The 18,057-nt window shown below is 54.6% G+C and carries 15 protein-coding genes and 2 pseudogenes; 8 read left to right on the forward strand and 9 right to left on the reverse strand.

All coding sequences use genetic code 11. The features are described 5' to 3' along the window. Positions 1 to 22: 22 nt before the first annotated feature. The 3 genes from E3E36_RS07720 to E3E36_RS07730 all read right to left on the reverse strand — a co-directional run bounded on the left by E3E36_RS07720 (position 23) and on the right by E3E36_RS07730 (position 5,959). Positions 23 to 1,315: a sodium-dependent transporter gene (locus tag E3E36_RS07720; RefSeq protein WP_167894621.1), complete on the reverse strand. Its 1,293-nt coding sequence runs from the start codon at positions 1,313 to 1,315 to the stop codon at positions 23 to 25. A 165-nt stretch (positions 1,316 to 1,480) separates the two neighbouring features. Beyond that, positions 1,481 to 3,979 (reverse strand): maltodextrin phosphorylase, encoded by a 2,499-nt coding sequence (gene malP / locus E3E36_RS07725; RefSeq protein WP_167894622.1) that lies wholly within the window; start codon positions 3,977 to 3,979, stop codon positions 1,481 to 1,483. Between the two features lie 102 nt (positions 3,980 to 4,081). Continuing rightward, positions 4,082 to 5,959 carry a phosphoenolpyruvate carboxykinase (GTP) gene (locus tag E3E36_RS07730; RefSeq protein ID WP_206203497.1) on the reverse strand — a complete coding sequence of 626 codons (1,878 nt, stop codon included), beginning with the start codon at positions 5,957 to 5,959 and terminating at the stop codon, positions 4,082 to 4,084. Positions 5,960 to 6,100: 141 nt separating this feature from the next. On the opposite strand from E3E36_RS07730, the gene E3E36_RS07735 reads away from it, so the two are divergent. The 3 genes from E3E36_RS07735 to tmk all read left to right on the forward strand — a co-directional run bounded on the left by E3E36_RS07735 (position 6,101) and on the right by tmk (position 8,629). Further along, a complete protein-coding gene (locus E3E36_RS07735) occupies positions 6,101 to 7,186 on the forward strand; it encodes a sugar phosphate nucleotidyltransferase (RefSeq protein WP_167894895.1) in 1,086 nt (361 codons plus the stop codon). A gap of 10 nt (positions 7,187 to 7,196) precedes the next feature. Continuing rightward, entirely contained in the window at positions 7,197 to 7,904 is a 708-nt protein-coding gene (locus E3E36_RS07740) for a phospho-sugar mutase (protein ID WP_167894896.1), read from the forward strand. A gap of 101 nt (positions 7,905 to 8,005) precedes the next feature. Continuing rightward, positions 8,006 to 8,629 (forward strand): dTMP kinase, encoded by a 624-nt coding sequence (gene tmk, locus E3E36_RS07745; RefSeq protein WP_167894623.1) that lies wholly within the window; start codon positions 8,006 to 8,008, stop codon positions 8,627 to 8,629. 160 nt (positions 8,630 to 8,789) lie between these two features. Here the strand turns inward: tmk and E3E36_RS07750 are convergent, their stop codons facing one another. The 6 genes from E3E36_RS07750 to E3E36_RS07775 all read right to left on the reverse strand — a co-directional run bounded on the left by E3E36_RS07750 (position 8,790) and on the right by E3E36_RS07775 (position 13,796). Beyond that, the gene (locus E3E36_RS07750) at positions 8,790 to 9,512 is read right to left on the reverse strand and encodes a DUF2334 domain-containing protein (protein ID WP_167894624.1); all 723 of its coding nucleotides are present in this window, start codon (positions 9,510 to 9,512) and stop codon (positions 8,790 to 8,792) included. Between the two features lie 36 nt (positions 9,513 to 9,548). Beyond that, positions 9,549 to 10,412, reverse strand: a complete 864-nt coding sequence (locus tag E3E36_RS07755) for an alpha/beta hydrolase (protein ID WP_167894625.1) — start codon at positions 10,410 to 10,412, stop codon at positions 9,549 to 9,551. Then, positions 10,409 to 10,789 (reverse strand): DUF86 domain-containing protein, encoded by a 381-nt coding sequence (locus E3E36_RS07760; protein ID WP_342764386.1) that lies wholly within the window; start codon positions 10,787 to 10,789, stop codon positions 10,409 to 10,411. The genes E3E36_RS07755 and E3E36_RS07760 overlap by 4 nt, the downstream gene beginning before the upstream one ends. Next, positions 10,753 to 11,055, reverse strand: a complete 303-nt coding sequence (locus tag E3E36_RS07765; protein WP_342764387.1) for a nucleotidyltransferase family protein — start codon at positions 11,053 to 11,055, stop codon at positions 10,753 to 10,755. The genes E3E36_RS07760 and E3E36_RS07765 overlap by 37 nt, the downstream gene beginning before the upstream one ends. A 26-nt stretch (positions 11,056 to 11,081) precedes the next feature. Next, positions 11,082 to 12,383 (reverse strand): MFS transporter, encoded by a 1,302-nt coding sequence (locus tag E3E36_RS07770; RefSeq protein WP_167894626.1) that lies wholly within the window; start codon positions 12,381 to 12,383, stop codon positions 11,082 to 11,084. A gap of 90 nt (positions 12,384 to 12,473) precedes the next feature. Continuing rightward, on the reverse strand, positions 12,474 to 13,796 hold the full coding sequence (locus E3E36_RS07775) for an SLC45 family MFS transporter (protein WP_167894899.1): 1,323 nt from the start codon (positions 13,794 to 13,796) through the stop codon (positions 12,474 to 12,476). A gap of 91 nt (positions 13,797 to 13,887) precedes the next feature. Here E3E36_RS07775 and E3E36_RS13345 point away from each other — a divergent pair. The 5 genes and pseudogenes from E3E36_RS13345 to E3E36_RS07800 all read left to right on the forward strand — a co-directional run. Further along, positions 13,888 to 14,538: pseudogene (locus tag E3E36_RS13345) on the forward strand (glycerophosphodiester phosphodiesterase family protein); the annotation flags it as partial. A gap of 66 nt (positions 14,539 to 14,604) precedes the next feature. Further along, positions 14,605 to 15,357: a glycerophosphodiester phosphodiesterase family protein gene (locus E3E36_RS07785; RefSeq protein ID WP_167894900.1), complete on the forward strand. Its 753-nt coding sequence runs from the start codon at positions 14,605 to 14,607 to the stop codon at positions 15,355 to 15,357. A gap of 41 nt (positions 15,358 to 15,398) precedes the next feature. Then, positions 15,399 to 16,670, forward strand: coding sequence for a hypothetical protein (locus E3E36_RS07790; protein ID WP_167894627.1), 1,272 nt, complete (start codon positions 15,399 to 15,401; stop codon positions 16,668 to 16,670). 51 nt (positions 16,671 to 16,721) lie between these two features. After that, on the forward strand, positions 16,722 to 17,333 hold the full coding sequence (locus E3E36_RS07795) for an IS607 family transposase (RefSeq protein WP_167894628.1): 612 nt from the start codon (positions 16,722 to 16,724) through the stop codon (positions 17,331 to 17,333). Beyond that, positions 17,314 to 18,057: pseudogene (locus tag E3E36_RS07800) on the forward strand (RNA-guided endonuclease TnpB family protein); the annotation flags it as partial. The gene E3E36_RS07795 and the pseudogene E3E36_RS07800, both read left to right, overlap by 20 nt.

Consider the following 18,057-nt stretch of genomic DNA (forward strand, 5'->3'; position numbering starts at 1 on the left):
ACGAGAGTGAAAAATAAGGGAATCAGAGGGCTTCTTCCGGGGCCGGGACTATTCTGTCGCCGAACAGGCCGAAGAGGATCAGAACCACTGCCAGGACTCCTGAGGCAATGTAGAGCCCTCCTGCCCTAAACTCAGTGACCACGGCATGGATGCCGCCGATGAGAAACAGCACGAGGGCGGTTCCTGCCAGTATGCCCCTCGCGGGGAGCCTTTCTCTAAAGGCTACCACAGGGTACAGCTCGTATATTGCTGTGAAGAACGTCGCTGCTGTGACAGTCTTGAGGGCCATGTCAGCGACCGCAGGCGCTGAGTCGAGCACTCCTATGACCGCGGCCGCCCCTATCAGGTATGCAGCGGCCCTGTTCCTGCCGACCCTCAGCAGTGATTCTGTAATCTGAAGGCCCACCTCTGCCGTCGGTAAGAGGCTTGTTATGCCCGCGAAGAACAGGGATATCGCTATCAGTCCCAGAAGAGTGGGGTATCCTGAGAGAATGTCTGGAAGATCTCCCATGAGTGCTATGGCCCCTTCGTCTCCTCCGTAGACGTAGCTCAGGAGCCTTTCGGGGGTCGTTGGAGCTATGGCGTAGACCACTATCACGGTTGACAGCAGGCTGATGAGGAGCTGTATGAGGATGCCCGTTCCTATGATGAGCCGCGGGTTAAAGCGCTCGTTAAGGAAGCTGCCGAGCATGAGGTAGAAGGCAAATCCCAGCCCGACACCGTAGAGGGCCCTCATTGCGGCGTCCCTGATGAGGTTGAGCGTGAGGGGGGTCGTGGCCACGAGCATGTGTTTTGCCAGCCCGAGGAACGTCGCGTTTTCCGGTATCTGGGTCTTAAACGCTATGGCTGTTACGACAACTGAGATGACGAAGACCAGGGAGCCTACGGCCATGATGGTGAAGGTCTTTTCCTTGGCGCGGGTGAGTATCAGGAACACTATGGCGAGCATCGGGAGTTTTGCAACGAGCCTCCCAATGGCTCCGGTTCCGACAACCGGTGAGAGGACGCTGAGCATGACGTTGGCCGCGTAGTACGAGATGAACAGTATCACCGTTGCAAGGATCGCGATTATCATGGCGGGCCTCCTGGCCACTTTCCTGTAAAGTTCAACGAAGTAATAGCCGGATTTCATAACGGCCTCAGCCTCAAGTATCGCCACGTACGCGAACAGCGCCAGGAAAACCAGGTGGACCGCCATCCCTGTTATCCCGTACTGGAGCCAGAACTGCGGGAAGAGCCCCAGCGTCCCGATCCCGGTCGCAAAGCCCGCCACCAGGAACATCAGGTAGAGGGTCCACTTTTTGACATCGTCCATGGCTTCACCTCCCGATGATTCCATTCACTTCACTAAAATTGCTTGGGGTTAAAAGAGTAACTTTTCAAAATCCGCCGAAAACTTACATCCTCCGGTCTCCTGGGAACGTCCTTCCGTCTGAGGGTAACACGGGGTCAGAAAATTCAGAAAATAGGGAAAGTGGGTTCAGTCAAGACCGTGCCACTTAACCAGGCCGAGCAGGAACCGGTGGGGCAGCTTTTCGTGGTGGGGGTAAACTCTGAGTGCGTAGTGCCAGCAAGGGTCTTTGAGATGCTTCAGGGCGTTGCCCTCGTAGGTGTACAGCCAGCGGCTGTCGCCAAGGGGCTTCGGGTGCCTCAGCTCGATTATATAGGGCTTCTCAACATGGTACCCATCAGCCCTTACCCCGTAGTACAGCTCGACCCTGACATCCTCAGGTTTGAGACCGTCAAGGTAAACAACTGCCTTAAAGGTTCTCCCATCTTCGCCGACCCTGACCTCCTCGAACCTCACTTCGTCCCAGGAGGCAGTAACCCTGTCCTTCCAAGCAGCGATCTCCTTTGCTCCGCGATAGTTATCGCGCATCAGCCAGATGTGGTTGCTCATGGCCTTGGAGTAGAACCTGCCCACGTACTCCTTGACCATTCTGTGGGTGCTGAAGCGGGGGGCTATGCTCTTTATGCTCTCCTTCATCATGTATATCCATTTTTCGCGGTTCTCGTAGTACGTTGGGATTATCTCCCTTTCGAGGAGCTCGTAGAGCGCCTGTGCGTCCTTGGGGTCGTCCGCCTCTGTCTCTGGCTCGGTGGTCTCCTCTCCTATCACCCATCCGTTTTTCCCGTTGTAGCCCTCTACCCACCAGCCGTCGTAGATGCTCGCGTTGAGGACACCGTTGAGGCCGGCCTTCATGCCGCTCGTCCCGCTCGCCTCCATAGGCCTGCGCGGGTTGTTGAGCCAGACGTCAACACCGGCCACCATGAGCCTTGCACTGCCCATATCGTAGTTCTCCACCACGAATATCTTGCCCCTGAACTCAGGCATCTGGCTTACCTCGTAAACCCTTCTGAGGAACTCCTTTCCAGCCTCATCCATTGGATGAGCCTTGCCCCCGAAGACTATATACACGGGCCTCTCCGGGTCGTTGAGGATCTTCCTGAGCCTCTCAAGGTCTGTGAAAAGTAGGGTTGCCCTCTTGTATGTGGCGAAGCGTCTGGCAAAGCCTATTATCAGGGCGTTCTCGTCCATGGCGGGCAGGGGCTCGTCAACACCGAGCCGCTCGTTTCTCTGCATCACTTTTCTCCTGAGGAACGCTATAAACTGTCTCTTGGCCTCCAAGTGGGCTTCCCAGAGCTCCTCGTCGGGAATGCTCTCGACGGCGTACCAAAGGCCCTCAAGGTTCGTGTGCTCGCGCCATATCTTGCCGAGATACCTGTCGAAGAGCTTCCTCATCTCGTTGTGGACCCACGTCATGGTGTGTATGCCGTTTGTTATGCCCTCTATTGGTATCTCGTCTATCGGCACGCCCGGCCAGAGATCCTGCCACATACGCTTGCTTACCTCTGCGTGGAGCTGGCTGACACCGTTGACGTAGCTGGACGTCCTTATCGCGAGCAGTGTCATGTTAAGCTGGTCGCCCTCGCGGCCAAGCTCTAGGAGGTATTCCCTGCCGGCTAGGAAGCCGGAGAGCCTCTTCTTTACCTCCTCAATGGGGAACCTGTCGTGGCCTGCTGGTACGGGGGTGTGTGTTGTGAATATGGTAGTCCCGCGCACTATGCTCAGGGCCTCTGTAAACGTCAGCCCCTCTTCCATGTACCATGCGATTCTCTGGAGGTTCGCGAAGGCGGGATGGCCCTCGTTGAGGTGCACAACTCCGGGCTCTATTCCGAGCTTTCTGAGGAGCCTCATGCCCCCGATGCCGAGGAGTATCTCCTGCTTTATGCGCTTGTCTATCTCGGCGTTGTAGAGGTAATCGCAGGTGGTTCTGTCGTCCGGGGAGTTCTCCGGGACGTCCGTGTCAAGGAGGTATATCTTGACCCTCCCAACCACGACCTCGAAGGCCCTCGCGTAAACAACTCTCTCTCCGATGGGAACCTCTATCAGGAGGGGCTTTCCGTCCCTGCCGAGAACGGGCTTGATAGGCATCTCCTCCGGCCTGTACTCCGGGAACACCTCCCTCTGCCTGCCGTCTTTGTCTATCTCCTGCCGGAAGTATCCGTGCTTGTACAGTAGGCCTATTGCTATGAAAGGCAACCCCAAGTCGCTGGCGGTCTTAACGTGGTCTCCGGCGAGTATTCCAAGACCCCCTGAGTATATCGGCAGGCTCCTGCTTATCCCGTACTCCATGCAGAGGTAGACGATCGGCATGTCCCATTTGGGATAGTTGGTAGAGAACCACGTTGAGTCCGGGTTCATGTAGTCCTCGAACTGCTCCATAACAAGCTCGTACAGGTTCATGAAGTCGTCGTCCTTAAGGAGGTCCCTTAGGCGGTGTTCGGAAACGTCTAGGAGCAGTTTAACCGGGTTTTTGTGTTCGCGCCAGAGCTCGGGGTCAATCCTCTCCCAGAGCTTTGTTGCGCGTCTGTTCCAGCTCCACCAGTAGTTGTACGCCAGATCAGCCAGCCCCTTCAGGGGATGGGGCAGCTTCTCCCTGATTATATCCTGTGTGTGGGTGTCAAGCTCGACCATGGCAACCACCCGTGTATCATTCTGGGTGATAAATATTTGGGGACAACCTTAAAAAGTCTTGCCACTCGGCAGATGCCGAAGATGGGTAGAAAAAAAGAGGGCTCAGGGGCCCTCAAGCTGGAACGGGCTGATGTAGTCCCCATACTTCTCTCTGGCCTGGAGAAGCCTGTTCCGCTCCTCTTCGAGGATCCTGAACAGTTCCTCGGGGACGTTTCCAGCCTGCTCGCGGTATATCCTTTCAATGCGCTCTATCTTCGCTAGAAGCTCCGGAACCCTTATCGTGAACTGCTTTTCGTAGTCCTCCCTGCCGTACTCCTTGTTGAGAACATCCCTGAACAGCCTCGCGAGGTCTTCGTACCTCGGAATGTAGCCGATGGGCGTCTCTATTGCCCCGACATCGCCGTGAACGCGGAGCTCCATCCACTTGAGCCAGACCGCTTTGTCGAGCTTGTGGTTGAGCCAGTTCCCGTTTTCGTCGCGAAGGAAGTAGTTCACCGCGAATATCTTCGGGGCTTTCTTCAGCTTTTCACCGAATTCGAGGTAGTTCCTGAGGTATTCACCGAGGGGAACGCTCATAAAGTCGAGTATTGCCATCGGGTTGAAAGCCCTAACACCTTCTTTGCCGAGGGTAGCAGCGGTCGTCTCGCTTTCCAGCGCGGCGCCCATCGTCACAACGCCATGAGCCCAGTCGAAGGCCTCCCTGACTGGTGGCCAAGTGTCCTTGTCCCTGCCGCCGAAGATCATTCCCCCTATCTCCACGCCGCACGGGTTCTCAAGGGCCTCCAGGTCAACGTTCGGGAAGTGTTCAAGCGAGACTGTGAAGCGCGCGTTCTTGTGGCTCGGCGGTATCTCGTTGCCCTCAGCATCTTTCTTCCCGCGCCACCACTTTCCACTGTGGTTCTCCCCCTCGTCCGGAATTTCGATTCCCATGTCGTTCCAGTAGGGCTTTCCGTCCTTGACGAGGACGTTGGAGAATATTATCTCGACCGGGGAGTGGAGAACCTGCCATATTATCGGGTCGTCCTCCGGGTTTACTCCTTGAATGATGCCAAAGACGCCCTTCTCCACGTTGGCACCCCTAGCAACTCCGTTCACCGGCAGGATGAAGGTCAAATCGTCGCCGACTATGTTCTCCCAGCTTATCATCGCCGTCGAAGTCTTCCCGCACATGCTCGGATAAGCCCCAGTAAAGTAGGTCTTCCTGCCGTTGGGGCCGTTGACGCGCATCAGGAACATGTGCTCGCTCAGCCAGCCCTCCCTGACGGCCTTCTGTATCGTCAGTCTGAAGGCGAGCTTCTTGAGACCTATGGTGTTGCCGCCGTACTGGGTGTTGACAGAATAAACCGTCTCGTCGACGAGGTCGATGTAGACCCTCCTCTTATCGAGGTTCCTGCTCGTCTTCCTCTCGTCCAGCTCGCCGGCGGAGTGTACAAACCTGAAAAACTTTGCCTCCCTTCCAAGGCGCTTAAATTCTTCGTAGCCCTTCCTGTAGAGGATGAACTCCGAGTGGGCCACATAAGCGGAATCTGTGAGCTGGACGGCTGGAATGGTGAACACAGATTTCCTCGGCCCTAGGACGAAGAAGCAGACGAAGAGCTCCTTACCCCTCATGATGCCCTTCATAAGTTCGCGTATCTCCCTCAGGCCCTCATCCCTGTCCTTGGTGTTGAGGAAAGGTATCTCCTTCCCGTCCGGGACGAGGAGCTTCGTGTTGGCCTTGTCCCTCGCCTGGTCGTAGTAGTTGTCGTAATGGACTGTGTGGTTCGGCGTTTCCAGCATCTTTTCCTCGCCGTTGTAGAGGGCCTTCCATTTGACGTAGGCCTCGTCCTCCGGGCTGTCGGTACAGACGAAGACCTTATCCGGCTCAAGCCACTCGATCCAGTCCGCGAGAAACTCGTGGAGCTTGGGATTGTCTATCGCCTTTATTTTTTCAAACTGCTCCGGCTCCAGGAGCTTTTCAAGTCTTTCCAGAGCGTCCATGATACCGCCTCCAGGATTAGTTGAGTGATGCCTTAAAATAGTTTGCCGGGTAAAGTGGTACGCTGGTGTATCTTTCAGTTCAGCAATGAAGCGGACATAAAGTATTTTAACTGGGAGTGATACACTGAGGTGGTGCACGTAATGAGGGCAGTGGTGCTGGCCGGGGGGAAGGGGACAAGGTTGCTCCCACTCACAGTATACAGGCCAAAGCCGATGATACCCTTCTTCAACCGGCCCCTGATGGAGTACACCATCGAAAGCCTCGTGAAGGCGGGTGTAGACGAGATCTACGTCCTCGTCGGCTACCTGAAGGAGCGCATAGTCGGGTACTTCGGAGACGGGAGCAGGTGGGGGGTGCGGATACGCTATTCCAACGGAGACAATGTAAAGCTCGGGACGGCAGGGGCCACGAAAAAGGTGGTCAGGAACGTGGACGATACCTTCTTCGTTGTCTCTAGTGACGTCCTAACGAACCTTGACCTCAGGGCCCTCTACGAGTACCACAAGAAAAAGAAGGCACTGGCTACGATAGCCCTTTCCCGGGTTGAAGACCCGACCCAGTACGGGATAGCGGTAATCAACGGTGAGGGCAGGATACTCCGCTTCAAGGAGAAGCCGAAGCCGGGGAAGGCCTTCAGCAACCTTGTAAACGCTGGGATATACGTCTTTGAGCCGGATGCATTCGACCTCGTCCCAAAGGGCAGAAGCTTTGACTTTTCAAGGGATCTGTTCCTCCTGATGCTCGAAAACGACCTGCCCCTCTATGGATTTCCCTTCGGTGACTACTGGAACGACGTAGGGAGGCCGTCCAGCTACCTTCAGGCCACGGAAGATGTGTTCATTGCACGGCTCCGGCTCCCGGGGATGAGGACAGGGGTGCTTAAGGGCAACCTGGAGCATGGGGGTGCGATCGTTACAGGCAGCCGCTGCGTGCTGAGGAGGCCCGAGATCCGGGGCTTCGCGGTTCTCGGGGACGACGTTGAGATAGGCAGAAACGTTAAAATAGAGCGTTCAGTGATATTCCCAGGTGCCGTCATAGAGGAGGGTGCTGAGGTCAGGGAAGCGATAATCGGCGAAAACGTCCACATTGGAAGGGGCGTGGTCATACAGCCGGGGAGCGTTATAGGGGACAACACGCTCATTGAGGACTTCAGCAAGATCGGCTCCAACGTCAAGATCTGGGTGGAGTCGAGGATTGGAAAGGAAAGTATTATACTGCCTGACTGAGGTGGTGAAGGTGGAGGTTTATCATTCCCAGAGGTTCAACCCCGAAGAACTCGCCCTCCTTGGCAGGGCTATAGGAACCATCTCCCATGGGACAATAATAGTGGGGAGGGACGGCAGGGCGATATCGAGGTACGGAAAGCGCGCAATGGTTGTGGGAATCGTCAGCACTGGCTCGACCATAATGGACGTCAGACTTATCCCCCTGGTAGCACTGAAGGACTTTGCCCACAGAAAGGGCCTCCCGCTGGCTTACGTTTACTATTACGGCGGCGTTCGCGTCTATGTCAGCGGCCTTGACACGGAGGAGATCAGCACCATTCTGGAAAGCAGGAGCTTCATAGAGGCCCACCCCAACGATATAGGTGCCACAGTCTACTACCCCAACGCCCTCGATGACTTTCTGCATGAGGTCTTCAAGCACTACAACTTCCAGATCAACGGGAAGGCCCTCGTCGACGCAATGAACACTCCAGCGGTGCTCTTCTTCCCGCGGATGAGCGACCACTTTGGCTTTGAAGTTGAACTGATCAACGACATGATGACGAGCTACCTGCCCCCGAAGCCCAAGGAGGTATTCCTGCACAAACTTCAGAAGGGGGACTACGATTTCGGGCTGCGCTTCAGGCCCGACGGTATAGTCGAGTTCTACAGGGACGGAGAAGAGGTGGAGTTCGGGAGCATGTGGAAGCTCCTCGACCACATGAAGAGAAACCTTTGAATTTTTACCCCAATTTTTAAACTCGCTGAAAACATTTAGCGAAAAGCGTTAAAAGGGGCCGGCCGATTATAGGTTTCGCGTTCATTTTGGGGGTGACATCTGTGGGAACGTTCGTTGTCATTGAGGGCATTGATGGCGCTGGGAAGTCCACCCAGGCAAAGCTTCTGGCCGAGTGGTTTGAGAAAAAGGGCTATGAGGTCGTTCTGACCAAGGAGCCAACGGACACGGCCTTTGGAAAGCTGATCAGAAAGCTTGTCCTCACGGGAGGGCGGGAGGGCATTATAGACGGTGCCAGGATAAGCCACGAGGCGGAGGCACTTCTCTTTGCCGCCGACAGGGCGGAGCACGTTGCAAAGCTCATAAAACCCTCCCTTGAGGCAGGGAAGGTAGTAATATCCGACAGGTATTTCTATTCCTCCCTCGCTTACCAGTGGGCGAGGGGCCTCGACCTGGAGTGGCTGATAGACCTGAACCGCTTCGCGATAAGGCCTGACCTCGTCATACTCCTCGATCTGCCCGTCAAGGAGAGCATGAAGCGCATAAACGGCAGGAGCATAAAGACCGAGTTCGACAAGATAGCCGAGCTCCAGAAGAAGGTGCGCGAGAACTATCTCAAGCTTGCAGAGCGCTTTCCCGAGATAAGGATAGTGAACGCCCTCGCGAGCGTTGAGGACATCCACAACGACATCGTCGCGCTGGTGGAGCACGAGCTCTTAAAGAAGTGAGGGGTCTGCCAGTGCCAGTCTCTTCATCCGGTAGCGAATCAGACCGGTAAACGCTCTTCATCCCCCTTCTCTCTTCGGCGGTTGCTTTTTAAAAGGTTCCCCTGAAATTCTTCCGGCCGATGACGAGCGTTAGCCACGCTGAGCGGTGAGGAGAAGAGGGTTAGCCGAGGCCGTCCTTCCAGTTCTCCCAGACAAGCTTGAGAAACTCCTCCAAGAACTCCATTCCGGCACCGCTGTTTGCCGCTTTTGGGTGGATCGAGAGGAAGAAAGTCCCCTTTGTGTTTCTATAGCTCGCCCTGGCACTCTCCAGCTGGTAATTGAGCAGAGGCCCCGTGAGGTACCACGTGTACTCCCTGTTGAGCACCGGTTCGACCGTGCCGTTCGGGAGATAGATGAAGTCCCCGCCGATGACCGTGAGGTTGTGTCCAAGAAGAACTTCGAGCGCCTCGTCCGAGACGGCATAGCGCGGCGCTATGAAGTATTCCGGCGAGAAGCCCATGTCTTCAAGCTCCCCCAGACCGAGATCGAGCCTCTTTTTGGCCTCAGCCCCATCGCACTCAAACTCGTCCCCGATGTGGTCGTAGCCGTGGAGCTCAACGTGATAACCCTCCCCGCTCAGGTTCCTGAGGAACGCCACGAACTCGGGATAGTCCCCTATCGGGTGCTCCCCCGCGTGGTCGGGTATCACAAAGAGGTACGTCTCGTTCTGGAGGCCGTAGTGGTCTATAATCGCCGCCATCTGGCGTAGCTGGGGGAGGTAAACCGGACTTACATCATGGATCAGGATGGCGAAGTGGCCGAACTGCGGGAGATAAGCCGGCTCACCGAGCGAGGAAGAGGAGACAGCCACCAGAACTACCACAAGGATGGGAAGCTTCTTCATCAGGGTTTGAAAGGAAAAAATGCGTAAAAAGCTTTCTCAGAGGTGCTTCCTGAGGAACTCTCCGACTTTGACTTTCCACTCATCGGGGTGGGACTTCAGGGTTCTCACGTGCGCCGCATCGGTGACCCACAGTTCGACGTCAGGGTTTATCCTCCTGTTGCGCTCGTAGAACTCCCTGACCTCCCCAACCTTGACAAGAGGGTCCTTTTCGCCTGCTATGAGGAGGAGCGGCTTTCTGACTTTCTCAGCATACTCAATTGGGTGAACCCCCTTCCCGTTGCTGAATAGCTTGGTGAAGGGTTTGACTAAGATGTATAGCCACTCAGGAAGGCCGGAGAAATACTTCAGACCGCGCGCCCCAGTTCTGTCGAGGTGCATGGGCGGACTGTCGGCGACACCACAGCAGACCTCCGGAATATCCGCGAGCGAGCGTATGGTGAGCATCCCTCCCATTGAAAAGCCGATAAGTGCTATTTTTTCAGCCTTTTCGGGGTGTTTTTCTTTAAGCCACTCCACTGCCGCTTTCACATCGGCTATCTCCTTATCCCCAACCGTTGTGTATTTCCCCTCGCTCTCCCCGTGGGCGCGGAAGTCAAAGACTAAGACGTTGTAGCCCTCCCCGAGGAGGAATCCAGTGAGGGGCCTCATGTAGACCTCGTCCCACCTGCTCCTCGTGTATCCGTGGAGGGGAATCACCGTCTTATCGCTCTCGTTGGGAATCCACCAGCCGCTCAGCTTGAGACCATCTTCAGTCTCGATGGTGACATCCTCGTAGTCGAAGCCAAAATCCTTGGGCGTCCACTCGGCTATGAACCTGGGAGGCTTCACCATTTTGTAGGCCACAAAGGCCGAAAAGGCGAGAAGCAAAAGAATCACAATGATAATGACCTGCAAAATCATGCCCCATCACCCACCTCTTCGAGAACCTTCTTGAGCCTCTCCTTTAAAGGGGGCAGATCTTTTACAACAGTTATCCAGACGATCTCGGGATTTATGCCAAAATAACCGTGGATTAGCCTGTCCCTCATTCCTGCCATGGCCCTCCATGGCACTTCCGGGTACTTTGCGCGGATCTCTGCGGGAACTGCTTTCGCTGCTTCACCGATGATCTCTATACACCTGATAACAGCGTACATCGTCTTTTCATCTCTAATGAACTCCTGAAAGTCCATCCCCTCAACGAAGCGCTGGGCCTTTTCTATGTGCTCCAAGATGTCCTTGATGTAGAGGTCGTACCGCCTCATACCCTTACTGCCTCCCTGCTCACGCTTTCCCACAGCTCTCGCCTCAATGAGTCCTTAGGAATGACGTCCACTTCAATTCCGAGCAAGTCGGAGAGATAAACCTGGAGCATCGAGATGGTCAGCAACCCTACTGGTTCTTCGAACTCAACGAGGAGATCAAGGTCGCTGTCTTCCCTCTGCTCGCCCCTGGCATAGGATCCGAAAACCTCAATGGATCGAACGCCGTACCTTGCCCTCAGCTCGTCCATGTGTTCCCGGAGGATGATCTTTATCTCCTCAAAGCTTTTCACGACCCTCACCATGAAAAATTGTGGGGAAGAAATATTTAACCGTTCTTTACCTCGAGGTTCTTCATCATCCATATCATCGGCATCGCCAGCAGCACCAGCACCGCCCCTATTGGGAAGAGTATCCGGTAGTTCTCGCCGGCGAGATCAACTATCGCACCGCCGATGACGCCCGCAAGCAGAACTGGTAGTGAACGGGTCGCCTCGAAGAAGCCGTAGTAACGCCCCGTGAAGGCCTCCCTCTCAAACTTGGTGAGGAGGTCGCCGATAACCGGGTAGGAGGCCGCCATCAGGATTCCCCAGCCGAGTCCGGCGACTCCGAGGGCGATGACTATCTGGGTCTGGCTCGTTATGAACCATCCCCAGAGCTGGGGGAGGGCGAATATGACTCCGCCGAGGATTATGCTGAGCCTCCTTCCCAGCTTATCGTAGATAATCCCACCAGGAAGTGCCCCGAGGAGGACGGTGACGTTGAAGAGTGCCATGAGGTACAGGCCGAGCGAGGTAACGGCCTTCACGTTCTCCTCGGTGGCCGAGCCGTGGAGTATGTACGCCAGTATCCCGTAGAGGAATATGGCTATGAACTCAAAGCTCATCCACCAGAGGGTCTGGGCCGCGTAGAACTTGAGGAAGTCGCGGTTCTCGATGATGCTCTTAAGGTAGTCCCACAGGCCCTCTTCTTCCTCTATCTCCGGTGCCTTGGGCTCTTTAACGATGAAATACACGAAGAGGGCCGCACCGATGAGGAAGAACGCCGTGACGAGGAAGGGTATCTTGAGGTAGGGCGTCTGGGCTAGGGCTTTAATACCCTCGCTCTCCCCGGTCTCGGCAACGGCCTTCGCTATGAGGAATCCTGCCAGGCCGAAGAGGAAGAGGTTGCCCGCCCATTCGAGGAGGGTTATGACCCCGCTCGCCTTGCCGCGCTGGCCGCTCTCGATGGTGTCCGGCATCAGCGCCCTGAACTGTGCCGTGTAAAGATGCATCGAGAGGTAGAAGAAGCCAAGGGTGAGCGCAAAGCCCCACAGCGGAACGCCCATCGCGTAGCCGGTGTATACCATCAGGGCCGCTATCCCTGCCAGAACTCCCCCAGCCATGATAAACGGTCTCCTCCTGCCGTGCCTTGACCTCAGGGTATCGCTGTAATAGCCGAGCAGAACCGGGACGAACAGGCCGATTATACCCTCAAACGCGAGTATTGTACCCTTTACAAACGCAGACTGTGTGTAACTGGACAGCAGCGGGAAGGAAAGCCCCTTGTTGAGCGCCCAGCCAACACTTCTGCTGAAGCCGAGCAGTGCCAGGCCGAGAACAACTCCCCAGCTGAAGCCCTTCCGCTCCATGGTTTCACCCCCTTATTTTACACACTTATGTCAAAAAGGAGTTTTTACGTTTTCGGTGGGGCTAATAAGGAAACTGGAAAGAGGAGGCCCTCAGTCCATGTCGGGAACGTAGTCGAGGGCGGTGCCCCTGTTTTTCACTATGTCTCCGCGCCTGACGAACTGCATCGCTATGGCCGCGAGGACAAAGAACACCACGGCGAAGGGCAACAGTGTCCTGTATCCGATGACATCTAGGAAGGCCCCCGCTAAGGGTGGTGCAACGAGGTTCGCCGCCTGACTGAAGAAGTAGTAGAGCCCAGTGTAGCCGCCCAGCTTCTCCTCCGTCGTCATGTCCACGACCATCGGCAGGGAGTTGACGTTCACCATCGCCCAGCCCATGCCTCCGACGAAGAAGAGCCCCATGAACGTCATGACGACCGGGTCGCTGAGGGAGCTCGACTCCGGCTTTGTTCCCTCGCCGACCAAGTAAGCCCCGATAAGGATGGCCACAATCATCGTGAGGCCAAGGGTTATCGTCCTGCGCCTTCCGAGGCGGGCGCCTATGAAGCCGGCAGGAATGGCGAAGAGCATGAAGCTTAAGCTGAAGACGCCTAGCATGAACGCTCCAGTGCTTTCCTCGATGCCGAGGTAGTACTTGGCGTAGCTGGTGAAGAAGGTCTCTAGGGAGTTGAATGCGATGAACCAGAGGAAGATGGCCACCAGTATTGCGAGTAGGCTCCTCTCATGGCTTGCAAAGACGTCCTTGAGGTTCTCCCTGAGTTCGCCAAAGCTCTTGTGTGACGTTTCGGAGAGCAGCTTTCTGATGCTCACCTTCTTACCGGGGACGCGGTACTCCTCGGGTTCGGGAACCGCGAGGACGACGAGCAGGTTGGCGAGGAGCATCACAGCGGCGCCGAAGTAGAACGGGTAAGCGTAGTTCATGTCGTAGAGGGCCTTGCCACCGAAGTAAGCCAGCAGAGCGCCAAGGCCGCCCATGAAGTTGATTATCCCGTTCGCCTGGCTCCTCTTCTCGCTCGGCGTGATGTCCGGCATAAAGGCAACAACTGGGGAGCGGAAGAGGGCCATAAAGAAGTTCATGAAAACAATCGTCCCCATGAAGAGGGCTAGGTTGGCGTGCTCCCTCGCCACCGGTATGAGCGCAAACATCAGCGCGGCGGACGGCGCACCGAGAAGGATGTAGGGCTTTCTCCTGCCCAGTCTCGTCCGAGTCATGTCGCTGAGGGCACCGAGGAACGGGAGGAGGAGAACCGCGAAGAGGTTGTCGATGGTCATGATGAAGCCGGTCACCGTCTTGCTGAGATGGAATGTGTCCTGCAGGAAGATCGGTATGTACGCGTTGTAGAGGGCCCAGATTATGCTTATGCCGAAGAATCCAAAGCCGAGGATGAAAATCCTGCTGTACTTGAACTCCACCACTGTCCATCACCCCGCTATTTTATTCCTCAATGAACTGGAACGTTGGTCTTTTAAGGGTTTTTGACGTCTTTTATGGCCGGTAGTAACCATGAGGCTGTTGCTCCTTGGACACCGTGGTGTTAGGGGAAGGCTCGAGAACACTCTGCCCGCCTTCAGAACGGCCCTCAGGTACGCTGACGGGATAGAGTTCGACGTCAGGCTGACTGGCGACGGAAAGCTTGTTACGCATCATGACCAGGGCTTTCATGTCAACGGCTCTTTCCGCTCCCTCCAGGAGCTTAGTCTCAAGGAACTGCAAAGGTTGCACCCCAACGGGAAAATAATCCCGACGGTAGAGCGGGTGTTCAGGGAGTTCAAGGGAGCCATTTTCAACGCAGACGTCAAGGAGATTGGGGCTATTGAGCCCCTCCTCAAGCTCTCCGAAAGGTTCGAGATAACCGAAAGCACGGTGTTTTCCTCCGAGAACCCTGAGGTAGTCAGGGGTCTCCTTCGTGAATGTCCCAACTGCAGGGTCGGTTTTTCCATAACCGACTATTCTTCCCTTCTCTGGATACTGAGGTTTAAGGATCTCTACTCCATCCATGTCCCCATAGATGCGGTCTCCTACGTCGGTTACACCAGTTTCACAGTTCTCCTGCGAACACTGAGGAAACGGGGGCTGCAGATCTATCTCTGGAACTACCAGATGGACGAGCTTTTGTGGGTGCCTAGGTTTCTGCCCCTCGTCGATGCGGTCATAGCGGACGACCCTTCAAGAATAGAAAAGTTTTTACGTTTAGGGTGTATCTTCCCGGGGCGATGCATAATGTCCAGATGGGAATCCGGTAGGGTGCTCGTTCTCGGCCACCGCGGCTACATGAGCAGGTACCCGGAGAACAGCATTCTAGCCTTCAGGAAGGCGATAGAGGCAGGGGCGGATGGGATAGAGTTGGACGTCTGGCTCACCAGGGACGGGGAAGTAATCGTCATGCATGACGAGACCATAGACAGGACGAGTGACATGAACGGCAGGCAGAAGGACATGACCCTCGAAGAGCTCAAGAGGGCTGATATCGGGATGGGGGAGCGTATTCCAACACTCAAGGAAGCGTTTGAGGCCATCCCGGGAGACACCTTAATCAATATCGAGCTTAAAGACCCGGACACAGCCGGGGAGGTCGCTAAAATCGTCGCGGAGAACAATCCTGAGAGGGTTATGATATCGTCCTTCGAGATAGACGCACTGAGGGCCTATCGGGAGCACGACAGGACTACCACGATGGGGCTGCTCATAGACCGGGAAGATGTGGTGCCCCTTATTCCGAAGCTGAAAGGGGAACTCAACCTGTGGTCGATAAATGTCCCCATGGAAGCGATTCCAATACTTGGCCTCGAAAAGACCGTGCAGACAATTAGGTGGGCGCGCTCGCTCGGCCTTAAAGTTGTTCTCTGGACAGAGAACGACGTTCTCTTCTACAGGGATGACAACCTCGCGAAGCTGAGGGGCCTTTTCGAGGTGGTCATAGCGAACGACGTTGAGAAGATGATCGGTTACCTCAGGAAGCTCGGCCTCAGATAAAACCTTTTAAAGTTCTTATTCTTACCTTCGACGGTGAGTTGATGAACAGGGTGAGGTGCCTCCTTCTCGTGATGATGATCACCCTCCTGGTCTCACAGCTTATACCACCGGAGGCCTATGATCCCGCTCCCATCAGGTCCGAGGAAGCAAGCTACCGCGTCTATATGGAGAACCACGAATGGGTTGCTTCGCTGACCTGTCAGGCATATGTGAGGGAGTACTACGGCCACCTCATCAACTGGACACTTGGTTACCCTCACGACTACCTCATTTCTCATCCGGGCTTTACTGAAACCGTCATTCTGGTGGATGACTGGAAAGAATTCCTTGCAGAACTCCCGGCCCACTGCTATCCCAACGTCAGGGGCAGGGCGGAGTATTCGGACACACTCTACCGTGCAATCCTCATGCTGGAGAACATCACAAACGGAACATCCGATGGAGAAGTGATTGAGTCCATGCTCCGGGGGGCTTCCTACTTTGCAAGGCCCCACACGAACAAGACGCTTGTCCATGTTACCGTGCTCACAACAGACATAGCTCGCGAAAACAGGAGGCCGTTCCTCATAATCTGGTCATCTGTCGTCCTCCTGAGCCTTGTGGGAATCTACCTGTCTTTGAAGGGCAATAAATTTGTTCTTGTGGGCTTTGTGGTTCTCCTGTTGTTGGGTTCGGTATTCGCCGGGATATACATCAAAGGAGAGGGAGAAAGACGGGAGAAGTCCGCCGCGTTCCGGGAACTCCTTAACATCCACGGGGAAGGTGGATCCTGCGGCCAGGTGGTTGCGGCAGTTAACGTACCGCTCTCAAAAGATGACCTGTCCCGCATGCTCTCGCTCGTCAATGAGACTGGTTCAAAGGTAATATCGGTGGAGTGGCGGGATTACGTGGTTCTCCTCTCGCTGGGCGTGAACCCCACGGAGTACAGCCGCTTTGTAGAGGAAGCCTCAAAAAACGGCTGGGACGTTAGTGTGATGGACGGCTGGAGCATTGAGGAATTCACCAGAATGAGAGAGGCATCGGTAAACTGGACCGAGAGAGAAATCTCGGTTCTCACGAGGCATCTGGATGAGCTGCCGGAGGACAAGAGGACAGCCGTCCTGGAGTACGTTGAAGAACTCAACAGAACCCTGTCTTGGGAAAAGGCCCGTCTCAGAACAGAGGGAAAATGTATGGGTGTGAACGTCGTATTCCCGGCTCCAGGAACGGAAGACTATGACTACGCCTCTCTGTCGAGGCTCCTTTCAAGGATCGCCCTGCTGGTGATAAGTGTACTCCTCTTTGCAGGGGTTGGGGGGCTGTTTTATAAATGATAACAAGAGGAACTTTTAAGTATTTTTGGCACTGATTTCTTTTGGGCGAGGGTGGTGAAGCTTTACCGGACTGGTGAGGCCGCAAAGAAACTCGGAGTTTCCAAGATGACAGTCCTCCGCTGGATTAAATCGGGCAAACTCAAAGCCCACAGAATCGGCAAAGAATACCGAGTCCCCGAAAGCGAAATCAAGAGAATTCTTGAGGGCAAAGTCCCCGATAAGGTTGTAATTTACGCCAGAGTCTCAAGCCGAGACCAGAAGGAAGACTTGGAAAGACAAGTTGAATACCTCAAAAACTACTCCTCATCAAAAGGCTACCAAGTGGCCAAAATCATCACCGACATATCCTCCGGCCTGAACGAGAACAGGAGGGGATTAAAACAGCTCTTCAAATTGGTTGAAGATGGAGAAGTTACCAAAGTCATCATAACTTACCGGGACAGGCTCACCCGCTTCGGCTTCGAATACCTCGAACAATACTTCAACTCTCACGGCGTCGAAATCGAGGTAATCTTCGACGATGAGGAGAAAACACCAGAAAAAGAGCTCGTGGAGGACTTGTTGGCCATAGTAACCTCCTTCGCCGGAAAGCTCTATGGGGCTCGTTCTCACAAGAAAAAACATCTCATCGAGGCTGTGAAGAATGCCCTTCGAGACGATTAAACTGACCGCCAAGTTCAAACTCAAGGAAATACCTAATGGGTTAGATGACCTCTTCTCCACTTACCGTGAGATTGTGAATTTTCTCATCACTTACGCTTTTGAGAATAACGTTACCAGCTTTTACCGGCTGAAGAAGGAAACTTACAAAGGCTTACGCAGGGAATATCCAGAACTCCCAAGCCATTACCTTTACACGGCCTGTCAGATGGCCACGTCAATCTTCAAGAGTTTTAAAAAGAGGAAGAAAAAAGGCAAAGCCAAAGGAAAACCTGTATTCAAAAAAGAAGTCATTATGCTCGACGACCACCTCTTTAAACTCGACTTGGAGAATGGAACGGTAAAACTCTCCACTCCCAAAGGAAGAATTCAGTTAGAGTTTTATCCTGCAAAATATCACCGGAAGTTCAAGGACTGGAAGATTGGGCAAGCGTGGTTGGTTAAAGCGCCGAAAGGAACTTTTCTAAACGTTGTTTTCTCTAAAGAGGTTGAGGTTAAAGAGCCGAAGGCTTTCGTCGGCGTGGATTTGAACGAGAATAACGTTACCCTCTCCCTTCCAAACGGTGAATTCGTTCAAATCATCACTCACGAGCGGGAAATCAGGACTGGCTACTTCCTCAAAAGGAGGAAGATTCAGCGGAAAATTAGGAGCGGAAGGAAGAGGAGAGACCTTCTCGAAAAGTATGGGCGGAGGGAGAAGAACAGGTTGAACGACTTGTATCACAAG

The organism is Thermococcus sp. M36, assembly GCF_012027355.1.
Taxonomy (GTDB): Archaea; Methanobacteriota_B; Thermococci; order Thermococcales; family Thermococcaceae; genus Thermococcus.